Annotated in this window: 19 protein-coding genes; 3 read left to right on the top strand and 16 right to left on the bottom strand. The window is 66.6% G+C overall.

Annotated features, from left to right (window positions below):
• Positions 1–4 precede the first annotated feature (4 nt).
• From hscA to iscR, 8 genes are all read right to left on the bottom strand, one after another.
• Complete coding sequence (hscA, locus tag ACFSCU_RS14650) at positions 5–1,864, bottom strand: Fe-S protein assembly chaperone HscA (protein WP_180549497.1); 1,860 nt, start codon at positions 1,862–1,864, stop codon at positions 5–7.
• A 30-nt stretch (positions 1,865–1,894) separates the two neighbouring features.
• Positions 1,895–2,410, bottom strand: coding sequence for a Fe-S protein assembly co-chaperone HscB (gene hscB / locus ACFSCU_RS14645; RefSeq protein ID WP_180549498.1), 516 nt, complete (start codon positions 2,408–2,410; stop codon positions 1,895–1,897).
• Entirely contained in the window at positions 2,407–2,631 is a 225-nt protein-coding gene (locus ACFSCU_RS14640; protein WP_180549499.1) for a hypothetical protein, read from the bottom strand. Before ACFSCU_RS14640 ends, hscB begins: the two co-directional genes overlap by 4 nt.
• 18 nt (positions 2,632–2,649) lie before the next feature.
• On the bottom strand, positions 2,650–2,973 hold the full coding sequence (iscA, locus tag ACFSCU_RS14635; RefSeq protein WP_180549500.1) for an iron-sulfur cluster assembly protein IscA: 324 nt from the start codon (positions 2,971–2,973) through the stop codon (positions 2,650–2,652).
• A 16-nt stretch (positions 2,974–2,989) separates the two neighbouring features.
• Positions 2,990–3,343, bottom strand: a complete 354-nt coding sequence (locus ACFSCU_RS14630; RefSeq protein ID WP_180549501.1) for a cupin domain-containing protein — start codon at positions 3,341–3,343, stop codon at positions 2,990–2,992.
• Between the two features lie 80 nt (positions 3,344–3,423).
• Entirely contained in the window at positions 3,424–3,816 is a 393-nt protein-coding gene (gene iscU, locus ACFSCU_RS14625; RefSeq protein ID WP_333705438.1) for a Fe-S cluster assembly scaffold IscU, read from the bottom strand.
• Positions 3,817–3,887: 71 nt separating this feature from the next.
• Positions 3,888–5,108 (bottom strand): IscS subfamily cysteine desulfurase, encoded by a 1,221-nt coding sequence (locus ACFSCU_RS14620; protein WP_180549502.1) that lies wholly within the window; start codon positions 5,106–5,108, stop codon positions 3,888–3,890.
• Between the two features lie 82 nt (positions 5,109–5,190).
• Positions 5,191–5,724: a Fe-S cluster assembly transcriptional regulator IscR gene (gene iscR, locus ACFSCU_RS14615; protein WP_333705436.1), complete on the bottom strand. Its 534-nt coding sequence runs from the start codon at positions 5,722–5,724 to the stop codon at positions 5,191–5,193.
• A 322-nt stretch (positions 5,725–6,046) separates the two neighbouring features.
• On the opposite strand from iscR, the gene ACFSCU_RS14610 reads away from it, so the two are divergent.
• Positions 6,047–6,505, top strand: a complete 459-nt coding sequence (locus ACFSCU_RS14610) for a BON domain-containing protein (RefSeq protein ID WP_333705435.1) — start codon at positions 6,047–6,049, stop codon at positions 6,503–6,505.
• Positions 6,506–6,574: 69 nt separating this feature from the next.
• On the top strand, positions 6,575–7,153 hold the full coding sequence (locus ACFSCU_RS14605) for a BON domain-containing protein (RefSeq protein WP_257645584.1): 579 nt from the start codon (positions 6,575–6,577) through the stop codon (positions 7,151–7,153).
• Positions 7,154–7,173: 20 nt separating this feature from the next.
• Here ACFSCU_RS14605 and uvrB read toward each other — a convergent pair whose 3' ends face one another.
• A complete protein-coding gene (uvrB, locus tag ACFSCU_RS14600; protein WP_180549504.1) occupies positions 7,174–9,282 on the bottom strand; it encodes an excinuclease ABC subunit UvrB in 2,109 nt (702 codons plus the stop codon).
• Between the two features lie 128 nt (positions 9,283–9,410).
• Between uvrB and ACFSCU_RS14595 the strand changes: the two genes are divergently transcribed.
• Complete coding sequence (locus ACFSCU_RS14595; protein ID WP_377561028.1) at positions 9,411–10,607, top strand: amino acid aminotransferase; 1,197 nt, start codon at positions 9,411–9,413, stop codon at positions 10,605–10,607.
• 163 nt (positions 10,608–10,770) lie between these two features.
• Here ACFSCU_RS14595 and dnaB read toward each other — a convergent pair whose 3' ends face one another.
• From dnaB to pal, 7 genes are all read right to left on the bottom strand, one after another.
• Positions 10,771–12,186 carry a replicative DNA helicase gene (gene dnaB / locus ACFSCU_RS14590; protein ID WP_180551663.1) on the bottom strand — a complete coding sequence of 472 codons (1,416 nt, stop codon included), beginning with the start codon at positions 12,184–12,186 and terminating at the stop codon, positions 10,771–10,773.
• Between the two features lie 356 nt (positions 12,187–12,542).
• Entirely contained in the window at positions 12,543–12,995 is a 453-nt protein-coding gene (rplI, locus tag ACFSCU_RS14585; RefSeq protein ID WP_180549505.1) for a 50S ribosomal protein L9, read from the bottom strand.
• Positions 12,996–13,008: 13 nt separating this feature from the next.
• Positions 13,009–13,290 (bottom strand): 30S ribosomal protein S18, encoded by a 282-nt coding sequence (gene rpsR, locus ACFSCU_RS14580; RefSeq protein WP_180549506.1) that lies wholly within the window; start codon positions 13,288–13,290, stop codon positions 13,009–13,011.
• Positions 13,291–13,596, bottom strand: a complete 306-nt coding sequence (gene priB / locus ACFSCU_RS14575) for a primosomal replication protein N (protein ID WP_377561027.1) — start codon at positions 13,594–13,596, stop codon at positions 13,291–13,293.
• Positions 13,597–13,634: 38 nt separating this feature from the next.
• Positions 13,635–14,000, bottom strand: coding sequence for a 30S ribosomal protein S6 (gene rpsF, locus ACFSCU_RS14570; RefSeq protein ID WP_180549507.1), 366 nt, complete (start codon positions 13,998–14,000; stop codon positions 13,635–13,637).
• A 326-nt stretch (positions 14,001–14,326) separates the two neighbouring features.
• The gene (gene ybgF, locus ACFSCU_RS14565) at positions 14,327–15,115 is read right to left on the bottom strand and encodes a tol-pal system protein YbgF (protein WP_377561026.1); all 789 of its coding nucleotides are present in this window, start codon (positions 15,113–15,115) and stop codon (positions 14,327–14,329) included.
• 10 nt (positions 15,116–15,125) lie between these two features.
• Positions 15,126–15,668, bottom strand: coding sequence for a peptidoglycan-associated lipoprotein Pal (pal, locus tag ACFSCU_RS14560; RefSeq protein ID WP_333705429.1), 543 nt, complete (start codon positions 15,666–15,668; stop codon positions 15,126–15,128).
• Between the last annotated feature and the right edge of the window lie 5 nt (positions 15,669–15,673).

Here is a 15,673-nt window from a genome sequence, read left to right as displayed (position 1 = left end):
GTGTTCAGATCGATTCGACCGATTTTCCGGACAGGGCCTTCTGGATGCTGGCGTTCATGCGCATGGCGGCGAACGCCTCGGTGCCATCGGCCAGCGCCTTGGTGGCGGCTTCGATGGCGGCGGCGTCGGTGCTGTTGGCGGCGATGCCGCGCAGCGACAGCATCAGCGCGTCGACTTCGGCGCGTTCTTCCTTCGACAGCAAGGCGCCATCGGCATCCAGCGCGCTCTGCGTGGCCAGCAGCATGCGGTCGGCATCGACGCGCGCCTCGACCAGCGCGCGCGCCTTCACATCGGCCTCGGCGGTGCTGAAGCTGTCCTGCAGCATCCGGGCGATCTGCTCGTCGGAGAGGCCGTAGCTGGGCTTGACGTCGATGTGCGCCTCGACGCCGCTGGTCTGCTCTTTCGCGCCGACGTGCAGCAGACCATCGGCATCGACGGTGAAGGTGACGCGGATGCGCGCCGCACCCGCCGCCATGGGCGGGATGCCGCGCAGCTCGAAGCGCGCCAGGCTGCGGCAGTCCTGCACCAGGTCGCGCTCGCCCTGCACCACGTGCAGCGCCAGTGCCGTCTGGCCGTCCTTGTAGGTGGTGAAGTCCTGCGCCATCGCGGTGGGGATGGTCTGATTGCGCGGCACGATGCGCTCGACCAGGCCGCCCATGGTCTCGATGCCGAGCGAGAGCGGAATCACGTCGAGCAGCAGCAGGTCACCCGCCGCGTCGTTGCCGGCCAGCTGGTTGGCCTGGATGGCGGCGCCCAGCGCCACCACTTCGTCGGGGTTGAGGTTGACCAGCGGCTCGCGGCCGAAGAAGTCGGCCACGGCGCGGCGGATCACCGGCATGCGCGTGGAGCCGCCCACCATCACCACGCCCTTGACCTCATTCGGTGCCAGTTGCGCATCGCGCAGCACCTGGCGCACGGTGGTCAGGCAGCGCTGCGTCAGTGCGGCGGTGGCGGCCTCGAAATCTGCGGATTTCAAGTCAAATCGGGCTTCAGCGCCCGCCAGCATTGCGCTGAAAGCTACGTTTTCAGAAGCACTCAAGGCTTCCTTGGCGGCGCGCGCCGCGGCTTTCAGCGCCGCCTTGTCGGTGGCGGTTGCGGCCGTGGCACCGGTCTGCGCCAGCAGCCAGTCGGCCAGCAGGCGGTCGTAGTCGTCGCCACCCAGGGCCGAATCGCCGCCCGTGGCGATGACCTCGAACACGCCCTGCGTGAGCCGCAGGATCGACACGTCGAAGGTGCCGCCGCCCAGGTCGAACACGGCGTAAACGCCTTCGCTGGCGTTGTCCAGGCCGTAGGCGATGGCCGCGGCGGTGGGTTCGTTGATCAGGCGCAGCACGTTGATGCCGGCCAGCTGCGCGGCGTCCTTGGTGGCCTGGCGCTGCGCGTCGTCGAAGTAGGCGGGCACGGTGATGACGGCGCCGTACAGGTCTGCTTCAAAAGTGTCTTCGGCGCGGTAGCGCAGCGTGGCCAGTATGTCGGCGCTGACCTCGACCGGCGACTTTTCGCCATGCGGCGTCTGGATGCCCACCATGCCGGGCTGGTCGATCAGCCGGTAGGGCAGCTGGTCGCGGCCGGCGATGTCGGCGGCGCCGCGGCCCATCAGGCGCTTGACCGAGGTGATGGTGTTCTCGGCATCCTGCGCGGCGTTCGCCAGCGCGTCATGGCCGATCTGGCGGCAACCGCCCGGCAGGTAGCGCACCACCGAAGGCAGCAGCACCCTGCCCTGCTCGTCCGGCAGGCATTCGGCCACGCCGTGGCGCACGGCGGCCACCAGCGAATGGGTGGTGCCCAGGTCGATGCCCACGGCGATGCGCCGCTGGTGCGGGTCGGGCGATTGGCCGGGTTCGGAAATTTGCAGCAGAGCCATACAGCGGGGTTCAGAAATGCGCGCGAAAAATCATTCGAGTGTCGCACGCTTGCGGTCGATGTCGCCGGCCAGCCTGTCGAGAAACATCAGTGCCCGCACGGTTTGGGCGGCGGCTGGCCAGTCGTGCTGGGCATCCATCTGTTGCTCCAGTTTCAGGAGCATCTCGCGCTTCAGCGTGGCCGACTGGCGGCCGATTTCATCCATGGCCGCGGCGTCGACCGCGTCGTCCACCGCCTCGCGCAGCTCCATCTGCTGCATCAGGAACTCCGCCGGCATGGCGGTGTTGCTTTCTGCGTCGATGGGCGCGCCGTTCAGCTCGCACAGGTAGGCCGCGCGCTTCAGTGGATCCTTCAGCCGGCGATAGGCCTCGTTGATGCGCGCCGACCACTGCATGGCCACACGCTGCGCGGCCGCGCCCTGGGCGGCGAACTTGTCGGGGTGCACCTGCCGCTGCAGCTCCTTCCAGCGCGCATCGAGCTGCGCCGCGTCCTGCGCGAAGCGGGGCGGCACGGCGAACAGCTCGAAGTCGGTGGATTGCAGGTTCATGGATGCGGATCGTGTGAAACGGGTGGCACCGGCGCCACCATGCCGGTGGGCAGTTCAGCAAGGGCCTCGGCCGGCGCCTCGACACGCCAGATGTCGACGCAACAGCCGCAGCCCTGGTTGTCGGAGCACTGGATGCGCGTGCCCCAGCGGCGAAACCACGCGTTGACGGCCAGGATGTCGCGTTCGTTGTCGATCGTGACGCTGACCGTCGCCTTCGCCATGCTCGGGCGCGCGCGCTGTCAGACGCGGAACGATTCGCCGCAGCCGCAGCGGTCGCGCTCGTTGGGGTTGTTGAAGCGAAAGCCCTCGTTCAGGCCCTCGCGCACGTAGTCGAGTTCGGTGCCGTCGATGTAGGCCAGGCTCTTGGGGTCGATCATCAGCTTGACGCCGTGCTGCTCGAACAGCTCGTCCTCGGGCGCGACCTCGTCCACGTATTCGAGCTTGTAGGCCAGGCCCGAACAGCCCGTGGTCTTGACGCCCAGGCGCACGCCCACCCCTTTGCCACGCTTGGCGAGGTATTTGGTGACGTGCCGCGCAGCGGCTTCGCTCAATGTGACGGCCATGATGCTTTCTTCGATTTCAGTTCTTGCGCAATGCAATGGTGAGCAGGACGACCGAGCCCACGACGGCCAGCAACTGGTGCGGCTCGCCGCGCTGCAGGTACATCAGCTCGCCTTCGGTCAGGCGTGCCTTGGGGCGCGGATCGGGCTCGCCCAGCGCGTGCGAGATGACGTCGACACAACCCTTGATGCACTGCATCGTGATCTCGCCGTCGACCCGGTGATCCAGCATGCGCCGGCCCTCGGGCATCAGCAGCAGCATCACCTCCAGGTCCTCGCCCTTGAACAGCGCCCGCGATTCGAACTCGGTCGGCAGCGGACCTTCGGGGACGAGTGCCTGCGTCTGTCCGGGCAAGAGGTGATCAAGTGCCATGTCCAAGAGCCTTTCGTGAGAACAACGCGTTGGTGATCGCGCCGCGGCGTGCGCGGCACACGTGGGTTGCGTCGGCGCCTTCAGGCGGCGACGGTGTGCTTGTTCTTGTAATCCTGCACCGCCGCCTTGATGGCGTCCTCGGCCAGGATCGAGCAGTGAATTTTCACCGGCGGCAGGGCCAGCTCTTCGGCGATCTGGCTGTTCTTCAGCTCGGCCGCCTCGTCCAGCGTCTTGCCCTTGACCCATTCGGTGACGAGCGAGCTGGAGGCGATGGCCGAACCGCAGCCGTAGGTCTTGAAGCGCGCGTCCTCGATCACGCCCGTCTGCGGGTTGACCTTGATCTGCAGCTTCATCACGTCGCCGCAGGCCGGTGCGCCGACCATGCCGGTGCCCACGCTGTCGTCGCCCTTGTCAAAGCTGCCGACGTTGCGGGGGTTCTCGTAGTGGTCAATGACTTTTTCAGAATAGGCCATGGTGTTTACTCCTTTATTGATAGCTATTTGCGCTTTGTGGATGGGCGCTAGCGGTCAATCTGATTCAAGATTCAATGTGCCGCCCACTGGATGGTGGACAGGTCGATGCCTTCCTGGTGCATCTCCCACAGCGGGCTGAGTTCACGCAGCTTGGCGACGTTCTCGCGGATCGTCTGGATGGCGTAGTCGATCTCTTCCTCGGTGGTGAAGCGGCCGATGGTCATGCGCAGGCTGCTGTGGGCCAGTTCGTCGCTGCGGCCCAGGGCGCGCAGCACGTAGCTGGGTTCCAGCGATGCCGAAGTGCAGGCCGAGCCGGACGAAACCGCCAGCCCCTTGATGCCCATGATCAGCGACTCGCCCTCGACGTAGTTGAAGCTCATGTTCAGGTTCTGCGGCACACGGCGTTCCAGGCTGCCGTTGATGAAGACCTGCTCGATCTCCTTCAGGCCGTCCAGCAGGCGCTTCTGCAGGCGTGCGGCGTGGGCGTTGTCCTCTTGCATCTGCGCCTTGGCGATGCGGTAGGCCTCGCCCATGCCGACGATCTGGTGCGTGGGCAGCGTGCCGCTGCGCATGCCGCGCTCGTGGCCGCCGCCGTGCATCTGCGCCTCCAGGCGCACGCGCGGCTTGCGGCGCACGTACAGCGCGCCCACGCCCTTGGGGCCGTAGGTCTTGTGCGCGGTCAGGCTCATCAGGTCGACGGGCAGCGTCTTCAGGTCGATCTCGACACGGCCCGTGGCCTGCGCCGCGTCGACGTGCAGCAGCACGCCCTTCTCGCGGCAGATGGCGCCGATGGCGGCGATGTCCTGGATCACGCCGATCTCGTTGTTGACGAACAGCACGCTGGCCAGGATGGTGTCGGGGCGGATGGCGGCCTTGAACTTGTCCAGATCCAGCAGACCGTCTTCCTGCACGTCGAGGTAGGTCACTTCGAAGCCCTGGCGCTCCAGCTCGCGCATGGTGTCCAGCGTGGCTTTGTGCTCGGTCTTGAGGGTGATGAGGTGCTTGCCCTTGCCCTTGTAGAAGTGGGCCGCGCCCTTGAGCGCCAGGTTGGTGGATTCGGTGGCGCCGCTGGTCCACACGATCTCGCGCGGGTCGGCACCGATCAGGTCGGCCACCTGCTCGCGGGCGGTTTCAACGGCTTTCTCGGCCTCCCAGCCCCAGGCGTGGCTGCGGCTGGCGGCATTGCCGAAGTGCTCGTACAACCACGGCACCATGGCGTCGACCACGCGCGGGTCGCACGGCGTGGTGGCGCCGTAGTCCATGTAGATGGGGAAATGCGGAGTCTGGCTCATGGCGAATGGCAATCGCAGGGTTCTGGTTGGTTTATGAACGTTTTCGGCCTCCAGCGCTTGCCCAGCAAGCGCCAGCAGCTACTTATTTTGTAGTCAACCCACCCAGTGCGAAGACCGAGTTGGGTGCGTTGACGCGGATCGGCTTGACCACCGGCGCGGACGAGATGGCGCGCTTGGTGGCGGGCTTGTCCTCGATCTCGATGCCGTTGGCGTGCTGGTCGTCCACCAGCTTCTGCAGCGTCACCGATTCCAGGAACTCGATCATGCGGTCGTTGAGCGAGGTCCACAGATCGTGCGTCATGCAGCGCCCGCCCTCGCCGCGGCAATTTTCCTTGCCGCCGCAATGCGTGGCGTCCAGCGGCTCGTCGACCGAGGTGATGATGTCGGCCACCGTGATGTCGGCCGCCTTGCGGCCGAGCGAGTAGCCGCCCCCCGGCCCGCGGGTGGATTCGACCAGCTCGTGCCGGCGCAGCTTGCCGAACAGTTGTTCGAGGTACGACAGCGAAATCTGCTGCCGCTGGCTGATGGCGGCCAGCGTGACCGGGCCGTTGTCCTGGCGCAAAGCCAAGTCGATCATGGCCGTGACGGCGAAACGTCCCTTGGTGGTTAGGCGCATGTGAAGCTCCTTGGCGTATGGGTATGTCGATGGTTGTCGCAGGCCCTGGGACCGCGACCGATTCGGTGTCTGACGGCTTGGGCAACCAGGATGGCGCTGCTGCCGTCTATTTCCGAGTGTTTTGATCAAGTATACAGCAATTCCCACTGCAGCGTGGGGCTTTGCGTGCGCTGGCGGCACTGCCTCGCAAGGCGCCGCCGGCTTTTCCTACACCGAGGTGGCCCTTGCACGGACATGCAGGGCACGGCCCCCGCCCTAAATTGCGGAGGACGTTTCAACCTCTCCCAGACAACCCCACCCAGACAACCGAAAGCCACCATTCATGAAACCCCCGTTCCACGCCTCGACCTTCCGCGCGCTGCTGGCCGCGGCGGTGCTGGCGGGCGGGCTGGCCGCCTGCGGTGGCCGCGACAACGACCGGCTCGGCGCGCACGACGCCCCTTCGTTCGAAACCCAGATGGCCCGCAGCCAGGCCGCTGCCGTGGAGGCGCAACGCAAGGCCGACGTGGCCGAGCAACAGGCGCGCGAGGCGCGGGCCGGACTGGATCGCGAAGCTGCCGCCGCCATTCACGATGCCGACATCACCCAGGCGATCAGCGCACGCCTGGCGCGCGAGCGCAGCCTGCGCGAGGCGCCGATCAAGGTGCAGACGCTGCAGGGCGTCGTGTGGTTGCGGGGCCATGTACCGTCCGAAGCCGCGCGCTCGGACGCTGAATTGCTGGCCCGCACCACCGATGGCGTGCTGGCCGTGCGCAACCGGCTGGACGTGGTGACGCGCTGACCGGCCGTCCTCGCTGGCCGTTTTCTACCGGTTTTCAACCAGTTCTCTTGACCCCGAAAGGAAACCCCCATGAAAAAGATGAACCACACCCGCCCCGCCGCGATCGCCCTGGCCGTGCTGATGGCCGCCGCGTTGGGCGCCTGCAGCAAGAGCGAGCAGGAACAGGCGCAGCGCCAGGTCGATCAGGCCGCGACGCAGGCGGCCGAAGCCGGCCGCGAACTGAAGGCCGACGCCCAAGAGGCTGGCCGCGAATTGAAAGCCGAGGCCCAGCAAGCCGGCCGCGAGGCTGCCGAAGCGGGCCGCGAGCTGAAAGCAGACGCTGCCGAGGCTGGCCGCGAACTGAAGGCCGATGCCGCCGCCGCGACGGCCGAGGCACGTGCCGAAGCCGCCAAGGCCGGTGAAGCCATCAAGGAAGGTGCGCGCGACGCCGCCGGGCTGGCCAGCGACGTGGCCATCACCGCCTCGGTCAACGCCAGGCTGGCGAAGGACCCGGACCTGAGCGCGCTGCGCATCAACGTGGACACCAAGGACGGTGCCGTCACCCTCACCGGCCCGGCGCCCAGCCAGGCCGCCAAGGACCGCGCCGCCACGCTGGCACGCGAGGTGGAAGGCGTGAAGTCGGTGACCAACAGCCTGTCGGTCAGCTGAAGGAAGTCAGGCGCGGCAGGCTAGGCCGCGCTGCGGCCGGCCAGGCTGCTCAGGTTGTCGGTGCCGGGCGCGCCAAAGGCGCTTTGCTTCAGCACGTGCAACTGGTCGCGCACGCGCGCCGCCTGCTCGAACTCCAGGTTGCGCGCGTGCTCCAGCATGAGCTTTTCCAGCCGCTTGATCTCGCGCGCGATGTCCTTCTCGGACATGTCCTCGACCCTGGCGCGCGCCACCTCGGCCGCCAGCACTTGGGCGTCGGTGCCGCCACCCTTGTCGCTGTAGACGCCGTCGATCAGATCCCGCACCTGCTTGACGATGCCGCGCGGCGTGATGCCATGCTCGGCGTTGAAGGCGATCTGCCTGGCGCGGCGGCGCTCAGTCTCGCCCATGGCCTTCTTCATCGATTCGGTGATGCGGTCGGCGTACAGGATGGCCTTGCCGTTGACGTTGCGCGCCGCACGGCCGATGGTCTGGATCAATGAACGCTCGGCGCGCAGAAAACCTTCCTTGTCGGCGTCGAGGATGGCCACCAGCGACACCTCGGGAATGTCCAGCCCCTCGCGCAGCAGGTTGATGCCCACCAGCACGTCGAACGCGCCCAGGCGCAGGTCGCGGATGATCTCCACGCGCTCCACGGTATCGACGTCGGAGTGCAGGTAGCGCACCTTCACGCCGTTGTCGGTCAGGTACTCGGTCAATTGCTCGGCCATGCGCTTGGTCAGCGTGGTGATCAGCACGCGCTCGTGCTTCTCGGTGCGCAGGCGGATTTCCTGAAGTACGTCGTCCACCTGGTGCGTGGCCGGGCGCACCTCGACCTCGGGGTCGACGAGACCCGTGGGCCGCACCACCTGCTCCACCACTTGGCCGGCATGCGTCTTCTCGTAGTCGGCCGGCGTGGCGCTGACGAACACCACCTGCCGCATGCGCTGCTCGAACTCGGCAAACTTCAGCGGCCGGTTGTCCAGCGCGCTGGGCAGGCGGAATCCGTATTCGACCAGCGTGGTCTTGCGCGCCTTGTCGCCGTTGTACATGGCGTTCAGCTGGCCGATCATCTGGTGGCTCTCGTCCAGGAACATGATGGCATCGCGCGGCAGGTAGTCGGTCAGCGTGGCGGGCGGATCGCCCGGCGCGGCGCCCGACAGATGGCGCGTGTAGTTCTCGATGCCCTTGCAGTGGCCCAGCTCGCTCAGCATCTCCAGATCGAACCGCGTGCGCTGCTCCAGCCGCTGCGCCTCGACCAGCTTGCCTTCGGCGACGAAGAACTTGAGGCGCTCGGCCAGCTCCAGCTTGATCGATTCGACCGCCGCCAGCGTCTTCTCGCGCGGCGTCACGTAGTGGCTGCTGGGGTAGATGACGAAGCGCGGCACCTTCTGCTGGATGCGGCCGGTGAGCGGGTCGAACAGGCTGATGCTTTCCACCTCGTCGTCGAACAACTCCATGCGCACCGCCAGCTCGCTGTGTTCGGCCGGGAACACGTCGATGGTGTCGCCGCGCACGCGGAAGGTGCCGCGCGCGAAGTCCATGTCGTTGCGCTGGTACTGCATGCGCACCAGCTGCGCGATGGCGTCGCGCTGGCCCTGCTTGCCACCCACCTTCAGGATCATCCGCATCTGCAGGTAGTCGTCGGGCGCGCCGATGCCGTAGATGGCCGACACCGTGGCCACGATCACCGTGTCGCGCCGCTCCAGCACGCTCTTGGTGGCCGACAGGCGCATCTGCTCGATGTGCTCGTTGATCGCGCTGTCCTTCTCGATGAACAGGTCGCGCTGCGGCACATAGGCCTCGGGCTGGTAGTAGTCGTAGTAGCTGACGAAGTACTCGACCGCGTTCCTGGGGAAGAACTCGCGGAACTCGCTGTACAGCTGCGCCGCCAGCGTCTTGTTGGGCGCGAACACGATCGCCGGCCGCCCCAGCCGCGCGATCACGTTGGCCATGGTGAAGGTCTTGCCCGAACCGGTCACGCCCAGCAGGGTCTGGAACGATTCGCCGTTCTCCACGCCCTCGACCAGCGCGTCGATGGCCGTGGGCTGGTCGCCCGCCGGCGGATACGGCTGGAAAAGCTGAAACGGCGAGTCGGGGAAGGTGACGAACTGGCCGGTGGTCGGCGTCTCGGCCGCTGCGATGGTGGTCATACAGATGAAACGGTTCGGGGCGGGCCGCTAAAATTCAAGGGTTTTCCCTCCAGCGTAGCGCATGCGGGCCAGTTGGACACCGCCGCACGCCTTTTGTCCGCCCTTTTCAGCCCACAGGATTGACCACCATGTCTTTGTTTTCCGCCGTCGAAATGGCCCCCAGCGACCCGATCCTGGGTCTGAACGAGCAGTTTGCCGCCGACACCAACCCCAACAAGGTCAACCTGGGCGTCGGCGTGTACTTCGACGAGAACGGCAAGCTGCCGCTGCTGGCCTGCGTGCAGGCGGCCGAGAAGGCGCTGATGGACGCGCCGAAGCCGCGCGGCTACCTGCCGATCGACGGCATTGCCGCCTACGACAACGCGGTGAAGAAGCTGGTGTTCGGCGCCGATTCCGACGTCGTCACGCAGGGCCGCGTGGCCACGGTGCAGGCGCTGGGCGGCACGGGCGGGCTGAAGATCGGCGCCGACTTTCTGAAGAAGCTCAGCCCCAACGCCAAGGTGCTGATCAGCGACCCGAGCTGGGAGAACCACCGCGCGCTGTTCACGCAGGCCGGCTTCGAGGTGGGCACCTACCGCTACTACGACGCCGCCACGCGCAGCCTGAACTTCGACGGCATGCTGGCCGACCTGAAGGCCGCCGCGCCCGGCACCATCGTGGTGCTGCACGCCTGCTGCCACAACCCGACGGGCTACGACATCACGCCAGCGCAATGGGCGCAGGTGATCGAGGTGGTGAAGGCCGGCAAGCTGACCGCCTTCCTCGACATGGCCTACCAGGGCTTTGCCCAGGGCATCGCCGAAGACGGCGCGGTGGTCGGCCAGTTCGTGGCCGCGGGGCTCGACATCTTTGTCTCCACCTCGTTCAGCAAAAGCTTCAGCCTGTACGGCGAGCGCGTGGGCGCCCTGTCGGTGGTGTGCGCCAGCAAGGAAGAAGCGGCCAAGGTGCTGAGCCAGCTGAAAATCATGATCCGCACCAACTACAGCAACCCACCCACGCATGGCGGCGCCGTGGTGGCGATGGTGCTGGACGACCCCAAGCTGCGCGCCCAGTGGGAAGAAGAACTGGCCGGCATGCGCACCCGAATCAAGGCCATGCGCCAGGCACTGGTCGACGGCCTGAAGGCAGCGGGCGTGCAGCAGGACATGGGCTTCATCACCACGCAGGTGGGGATGTTCAGCTACTCGGGTCTCAGCAAGGACCAGATGGTGCGCCTGCGCAACGAATTCGGCGTGTACGGCACCGACACCGGCCGCATGTGCGTGGCGGCGCTGAACGAGAAGAACATCGGCCACGTGTGCGCGTCGATCGCCAAGGTGATCTGACGCTGTCAGCGGCGCCAGCAGCCTGAAAACAGGCGATAGCCATTTGGCGTCGTTTCTTGATTCAATAATGATAGCTGCTAGCGCCCGGCAATCGGGCGCCAGCAGCTATTTTCATTGTCAAGAAAATTTGGCAAGCCCCCTCTTGCCCAGCCTGGCGCCGCGCTCAGAAGTCGTCGCTGCCGCCAAAGGCCATGCTCTCGAAGCGCGTCAGCGGCTTCAGGAAGGTGAGCTTGACGGTGCCCGTGGGCCCGTTGCGCTGCTTGCCGATGATGATCTCGGCCACGCCGGGTTCGCGCGAATCCTTGTTGTAGTAGTCGTCGCGGTAGATGAACATGATGATGTCGGCGTCCTGCTCGATGGCGCCGGATTCGCGCAGGTCGCTCATCATGGGGCGCTTGTCGGTGCGCTGCTCCACGCTGCGGTTGAGCTGCGACAGCGCGATCACGGGGCATTGCAGCTCCTTGGCCAGCGCCTTCAGGCCGCGCGAGATTTCGCCCAGCTCGGTGGCGCGGTTCTCGCCGTCGGAGCTTGATCCGCTCATCAGTTGCAGGTAGTCGACCACGATCAGGCCCAGCTTGCCGCACTGGCGCGCCAGGCGGCGCGCGTTGGCGCGCAGCTCGGACGGCGTGAGGCCCGGCGTCTCGTCGATGTGCAGGCTGACGTTGCGCAGGCGCTCGATGGCCTCGGTCAGGCGCGGCCATTCCTCGTCGGTCAGCTTGCCGGTGCGCAGGTGGCCCTGGTCGATGCGGCCGATGGAGCCGACGATACGCACCGCCAGCTGGGCGGCGCCCATTTCCATCGAGAACACAGCCACCGGCAGGCCCTCGTTCAGCGCCACGTGCTCGGCGATGTTGATGGCGAACGCCGTCTTGCCCATCGACGGGCGCGCGGCCAGCACCACCAGGTCGCCCGCCTGCAGGCCGGCGGTCATGCGGTCGAGGTCGATGAAGCCGGTGGGCACGCCCGTCACGTCGTTCGGGTTGTCGGCCATCTCCTGCACGCGGTCGAGCAGCTGCACCACCAGGCTGTCCATGGCCTGGAAGCCTTGCTTCATGCGCGAGCCTTCCTCGCCGATCTTGAAGATCTTGCCTTCGGCTTCGTCGAGGATCTTGTCCACCGCCCGGCCCTGCGGGTTGAAGGCGCTGGTGGCGATCTCGTCGCTGGCGCTGACCAGCTTGCGCAGGATCGAGCGCTCGCGCACGATCTCGGCATAGCGGCGGATGTTGCTGGCGCTGGGCACGTACTGCGCCAGCGAGTTCAGGTAGACCAGCCCGCCGATCTCGTCGCCCTTGCCCTGGCGCTGCAGCTCTTCGTAAACGGTGATGACGTCGGCCGGCTTGGTCTCGTTGATGAGCTTGCCGATGGCGGCATAGACCAGCCGGTGCTCGTAGCGGTAGAAGTCGCTGTCGATCAGCACGTCGCCCACGCGGTCCCACGCGTTGTTGTCGAGCAGCAGGCCACCCAGCACGCTGGATTCGGCCTCCAGCGAGTGCGGCGGGATGCGCAGCTGCGCGACCTGGCGGTCGGTGGGGAGGTCGTCGCCGAGGTCGGCGTAGGCGGGAGGAAAGACGGAAGACATCGAGGGCAGCGAGGCAGCGGCGAACTGCGGCAGGGAAGGCGTGGTCAATGCTACGCCCCGTGGCTCCGCTTGTCATGGGACAAGCCTGTGGACAAGCGGTGCAGCAGCGGTGAACTGGTGTTGTGAAGCTGTGGAGAATGCGGAGCCGGTGAAGACCGCATCGGTATGATTTTTATAGTGGGTGGCGCTCGTCCAGCAATGGATTCAAAAGAAAAGCATCTGAAATCCTTAATGGATCAACGCAAACAGCTATTTTTTTTGAATCATCCGGCGCCTGCGAGTCAACACCAAAACAAAAGCCGCCCACCTGGCGGCGGGCGGCTTGTGCGGGGTCGACAGCCGGTACGGCGGCTCGATCAGGCCGTTTCGCCGTACACCGAGACGGTGATCTCGGCATCCACGTCGGTGTGCAGCGAGACCTCGACCGTGTTGTCGCCCACCGTCTTGATCGGGCCGTTGGGCAGGCGCACCTGCGACTTGTGCACGTCGAAGCCCTGCTTCTTGAGCTCGTCGGCGATGTCGTGGTTGGTGACCGAACCGAACAGGCGGCCGTCGACGCCGGCTTTCTGCGTCAGCTTGATGGTCTGGCCGTTCAGCTTTTCGCCCAGCGCCTGGGCGGCGGCCAGCTTCTCGGCGGCCTGCTTTTCCAGCTCGGCGCGGCGGGCCTCGAACTCGGCCTTGGCGGCCTCGGTGGCGCGGCGGGCGCGGCCCGAGGGAATCAGGAAGTTGCGGGCGTAGCCGTCCTTGACCTTGACGATCTCGCCCAGGTTGCCCAGGTTGACAACCTTGTCCAGAAGAATGACTTGCATGAGGGTTCTCCTATCAGACGCGGTGCTGGTCGGTGTAGGGCAGCAGCGCCAGGAAGCGCGCGCGCTTGATGGCGGTGTTGAGCTGGCGCTGGTAGATGGCGCGCGTGCCGGTCAGGCGCGCGGGCACGATCTTGCCGTTCTCGCTGATGAAGTCGCGCAGGGTGTCGACGTCCTTGTAGTCGATCTCTTCGACGCCGGCGACGGTGAAGCGGCAGAAACGCTTGCGCTTGAACAGCAGCGACTGGGTGTTGCGCTTGGGACGCTTGTCCTTGTTGAATTTCTTGAACGTGGCCATTTAAGAGCCTCCTTGAAACTGATCTTGCTGAAAATCCTGGATGTGAAGCACCACATGCTTGGCGTTGCGCGGACTGGCCAGAAAGCCGGTGAAGCACCAGGTGGAACCCACCGCCTGCCTGCCGAGCCTTTCGGCCACGGCGCCGAGGGCCACCGCCCTCAATGCCGCCTTGACCTGCCGGGGGCTGCCGCCCTCCTCCTGCTGCGACTCGTGTTCGAGTCTCGCATCGAGCGCCGGCACGCCGGCGGGGGTCAGGCGCAGGGCGCCGATCTCGACGATGCAGGCCGTGAGGCGGGTCTGGTTCACCTCGGCTCAGGCCGCCCGGCGCGCACGCCAGGGCATGCTCAGTTGGTGGTTTCCGCCTGCTGGGCCTTGCGCGCTTCCTCGCGCTCGACGGTCTTCATCATCGACGAAGGGTTGGTCTCGGCCTTTTTCTTCTGCACCGTCAGGTGACGCAGCACGGCGTCGTTGAAGCGGAAGGCGTGCTCCAGCTCGCCCATCACAGCCTGGTCGGCCTCGATGTTCAGGCACAGGTAGTGGGCCTTGGCCAGCTTGTTGATCTGGTAGGCCAGCTGACGGCGGCCCCAGTCTTCCTGGCGGTGGATCTTGCCGCCGCCGGCGGTGATCATGCCCTTGTAGCGCTCCAGCATGGCCGGAACCTGCTCGCTCTGATCCGGGTGGATCAGCAAAATAATTTCATAGTGACGCATTGACTCTCCTTGTGGATGAGAAAAGCCGCCCCCGGCGTCTGTTCGGGGTGCGGCAAGGGAACTTGGCATTATACATCGGGGCTGGCGATGAGCGAGGCGCCGTGAGCCTCAACTCGCATCCGACGCTTTGGATGCGCTGCTGGCCCCCACCCCAACCCTCCCCCCAGCGGGGGAGGGAGCCAACACCGGGCTGCGCAGCAAGCCCAGAAAGGGCCGCGGAGCAGGCCATGCCAGCGAACGCCGTGGAAGGGCTTGGCCCGCCCGCTGGCGTTGTTCCCCTTCGCGAAGCAAGAAGGGGGAAGCGGCGTGAGCCGCTCAGGGGGATGTCACTTCAACCTCGCCAGCCGTTCCTTGCCCGCCTGCGCGGCCTCGGACTGCGGGTAGGTCTTGACCAGCGACTCCAGCGTGGAACGGGCGGCGCGCGTGTCCTTCAGCTCGATCTGGCAATTGGCGATGGACAGCATGGCCTCGGGCGCGCGCTGGTGGTTGGGCGAGGCCGTCAGCAGCGAGCGGAAGTTGGTGATGGCTTCCTTGTAGTCGCGCGTGGCGTATTGCGCATTGCCCAGCCAGAACAGCGCCGACGGCGCCAGGCTGCTGCGCGGGTAGCGCTTGATGAAATTGGCGAAGCCGGTCTGCGCGCCCTTGAAGTCGCCGGCACGGAACACCGCCAGCGCGGCGTCGTAGTCCTGCTTCTCGCCGCCGGCGGCGGATTCGTTGGGCAGCGGCGGGGGCGTGGCGACAGCGGCCGGATCGGCAGCCCGCGCGGTTTCAGCGGCCTCCAGCTTGCGCAGGCGCTCGTCCAGCGCCTGCTGCGCGGTTTGCAGCTTGCGCAGCTCGGACAGGTCGCGCGCCAGCTGCTCTTCCTGACCGCGGGCGCGCGCCAGTTCGCCGCGCAGCGATTCGATCTGCTGCTGCAGGTCGAGCATGCTGCGGCGCATCTGGGTATTCTCGTCCACTAGGCGGTTCTGCGCCGCCACCGACTGGTCGAAGCGCTGGCGCAGGTCCAGGATGGCCTGGCGCGCCTGGTCGTCGCCGAACAGCTGCGCCTGCGCGGCGCCCTGCGCCACCAGGCAGGTGGCCGTCAGCACGGCGGCCCGAAGAAGATTCATCCGCATCACGGCGCGATCAGCGGTAGCGGATTTCGACGCGGCGGTTCTGCGAGTAGGCGTCCTCGGACGAGCCGCTCACCGCCGGCTTTTCCTCGCCGAAGCTCACCGCCTCGATCTGCGCGTCGGTGGCGCCCACCAGCGTCAGCGCGCGGCGCACGGCCTCGGCACGCTTCTGGCCCAGGGCCAGGTTGTATTCGCGGCTGCCGCGCTCGTCGGTGTGGCCTTCGACGGCCACGCTGCGGCCGCGGTTACCCTGCAGGAAGCGCGCGTGCTGGTCCACCAGGCCCTGGTACTCGGGCTTGACGGTGAAGCTGTCGAAGTCGAAGTAGATGACGCGGCCCACGCCGGCCGGGCCGGCGGCATCGGCACCGGCGGGGCCCGCCTGCACCTGCGTGACGGTGCTCTGGCCCGCACCTGCGCCGGCCGCGCCGGCACCCGCACCCTGGGTAGCGGTGGCGTCCGCCCCGCTGCCCTGGATCGGGGGATCGAGCTTGACGTTGGAACCACAGCCCGCCAGCACCGCCGCCAATGCGGCCACCATCAGATAACGCTTCATCATTGTTC

Origin of the sequence: Ottowia beijingensis (assembly GCF_042680925.1) — a bacterium.
In the GTDB taxonomy this organism is placed as follows: Bacteria; Pseudomonadota; Gammaproteobacteria; order Burkholderiales; family Burkholderiaceae_C; genus Ottowia; species Ottowia beijingensis.
The sequence above is the reverse complement of the archived record's forward strand: the minus strand, read 5'-3'. Positions and strand labels throughout refer to the sequence as shown.

Excerpts from the sequence above, each read along its gene's own strand:
- hscA (WP_180549497.1), bottom strand. The coding sequence starts at position 1,864 with ATGGCTCTGCTGCAAATTTCCGAACCCGGCCAATCGCCCGACCCGCAC.
- uvrB (WP_180549504.1), bottom strand. The coding sequence starts at position 9,282 with ATGACCACCATCGCAGCGGCCGAGACGCCGACCACCGGCCAGTTCGTC.
- iscA (WP_180549500.1), bottom strand. The coding sequence starts at position 2,973 with ATGGCCGTCACATTGAGCGAAGCCGCTGCGCGGCACGTCACCAAATAC.
- rpsF (WP_180549507.1), bottom strand. The coding sequence starts at position 14,000 with ATGCGTCACTATGAAATTATTTTGCTGATCCACCCGGATCAGAGCGAG.
- ACFSCU_RS14595 (WP_377561028.1), top strand. The coding sequence starts at position 9,411 with ATGTCTTTGTTTTCCGCCGTCGAAATGGCCCCCAGCGACCCGATCCTG.
- hscB (WP_180549498.1), bottom strand. The coding sequence starts at position 2,410 with ATGAACCTGCAATCCACCGACTTCGAGCTGTTCGCCGTGCCGCCCCGC.
- ACFSCU_RS14640 (WP_180549499.1), bottom strand. The coding sequence starts at position 2,631 with ATGGCGAAGGCGACGGTCAGCGTCACGATCGACAACGAACGCGACATC.
- dnaB (WP_180551663.1), bottom strand. The coding sequence starts at position 12,186 with ATGTCTTCCGTCTTTCCTCCCGCCTACGCCGACCTCGGCGACGACCTC.
- ACFSCU_RS14605 (WP_257645584.1), top strand. The coding sequence starts at position 6,575 with ATGAAAAAGATGAACCACACCCGCCCCGCCGCGATCGCCCTGGCCGTG.
- ybgF (WP_377561026.1), bottom strand. The coding sequence starts at position 15,115 with ATGCGGATGAATCTTCTTCGGGCCGCCGTGCTGACGGCCACCTGCCTG.
- rpsR (WP_180549506.1), bottom strand. The coding sequence starts at position 13,290 with ATGGCCACGTTCAAGAAATTCAACAAGGACAAGCGTCCCAAGCGCAAC.
- iscU (WP_333705438.1), bottom strand. The coding sequence starts at position 3,816 with ATGGCCTATTCTGAAAAAGTCATTGACCACTACGAGAACCCCCGCAAC.
- ACFSCU_RS14630 (WP_180549501.1), bottom strand. The coding sequence starts at position 3,343 with ATGGCACTTGATCACCTCTTGCCCGGACAGACGCAGGCACTCGTCCCC.
- ACFSCU_RS14620 (WP_180549502.1), bottom strand. The coding sequence starts at position 5,108 with ATGAGCCAGACTCCGCATTTCCCCATCTACATGGACTACGGCGCCACC.
- ACFSCU_RS14610 (WP_333705435.1), top strand. The coding sequence starts at position 6,047 with ATGAAACCCCCGTTCCACGCCTCGACCTTCCGCGCGCTGCTGGCCGCG.
- pal (WP_333705429.1), bottom strand. The coding sequence starts at position 15,668 with ATGATGAAGCGTTATCTGATGGTGGCCGCATTGGCGGCGGTGCTGGCG.
- rplI (WP_180549505.1), bottom strand. The coding sequence starts at position 12,995 with ATGCAAGTCATTCTTCTGGACAAGGTTGTCAACCTGGGCAACCTGGGC.
- iscR (WP_333705436.1), bottom strand. The coding sequence starts at position 5,724 with ATGCGCCTAACCACCAAGGGACGTTTCGCCGTCACGGCCATGATCGAC.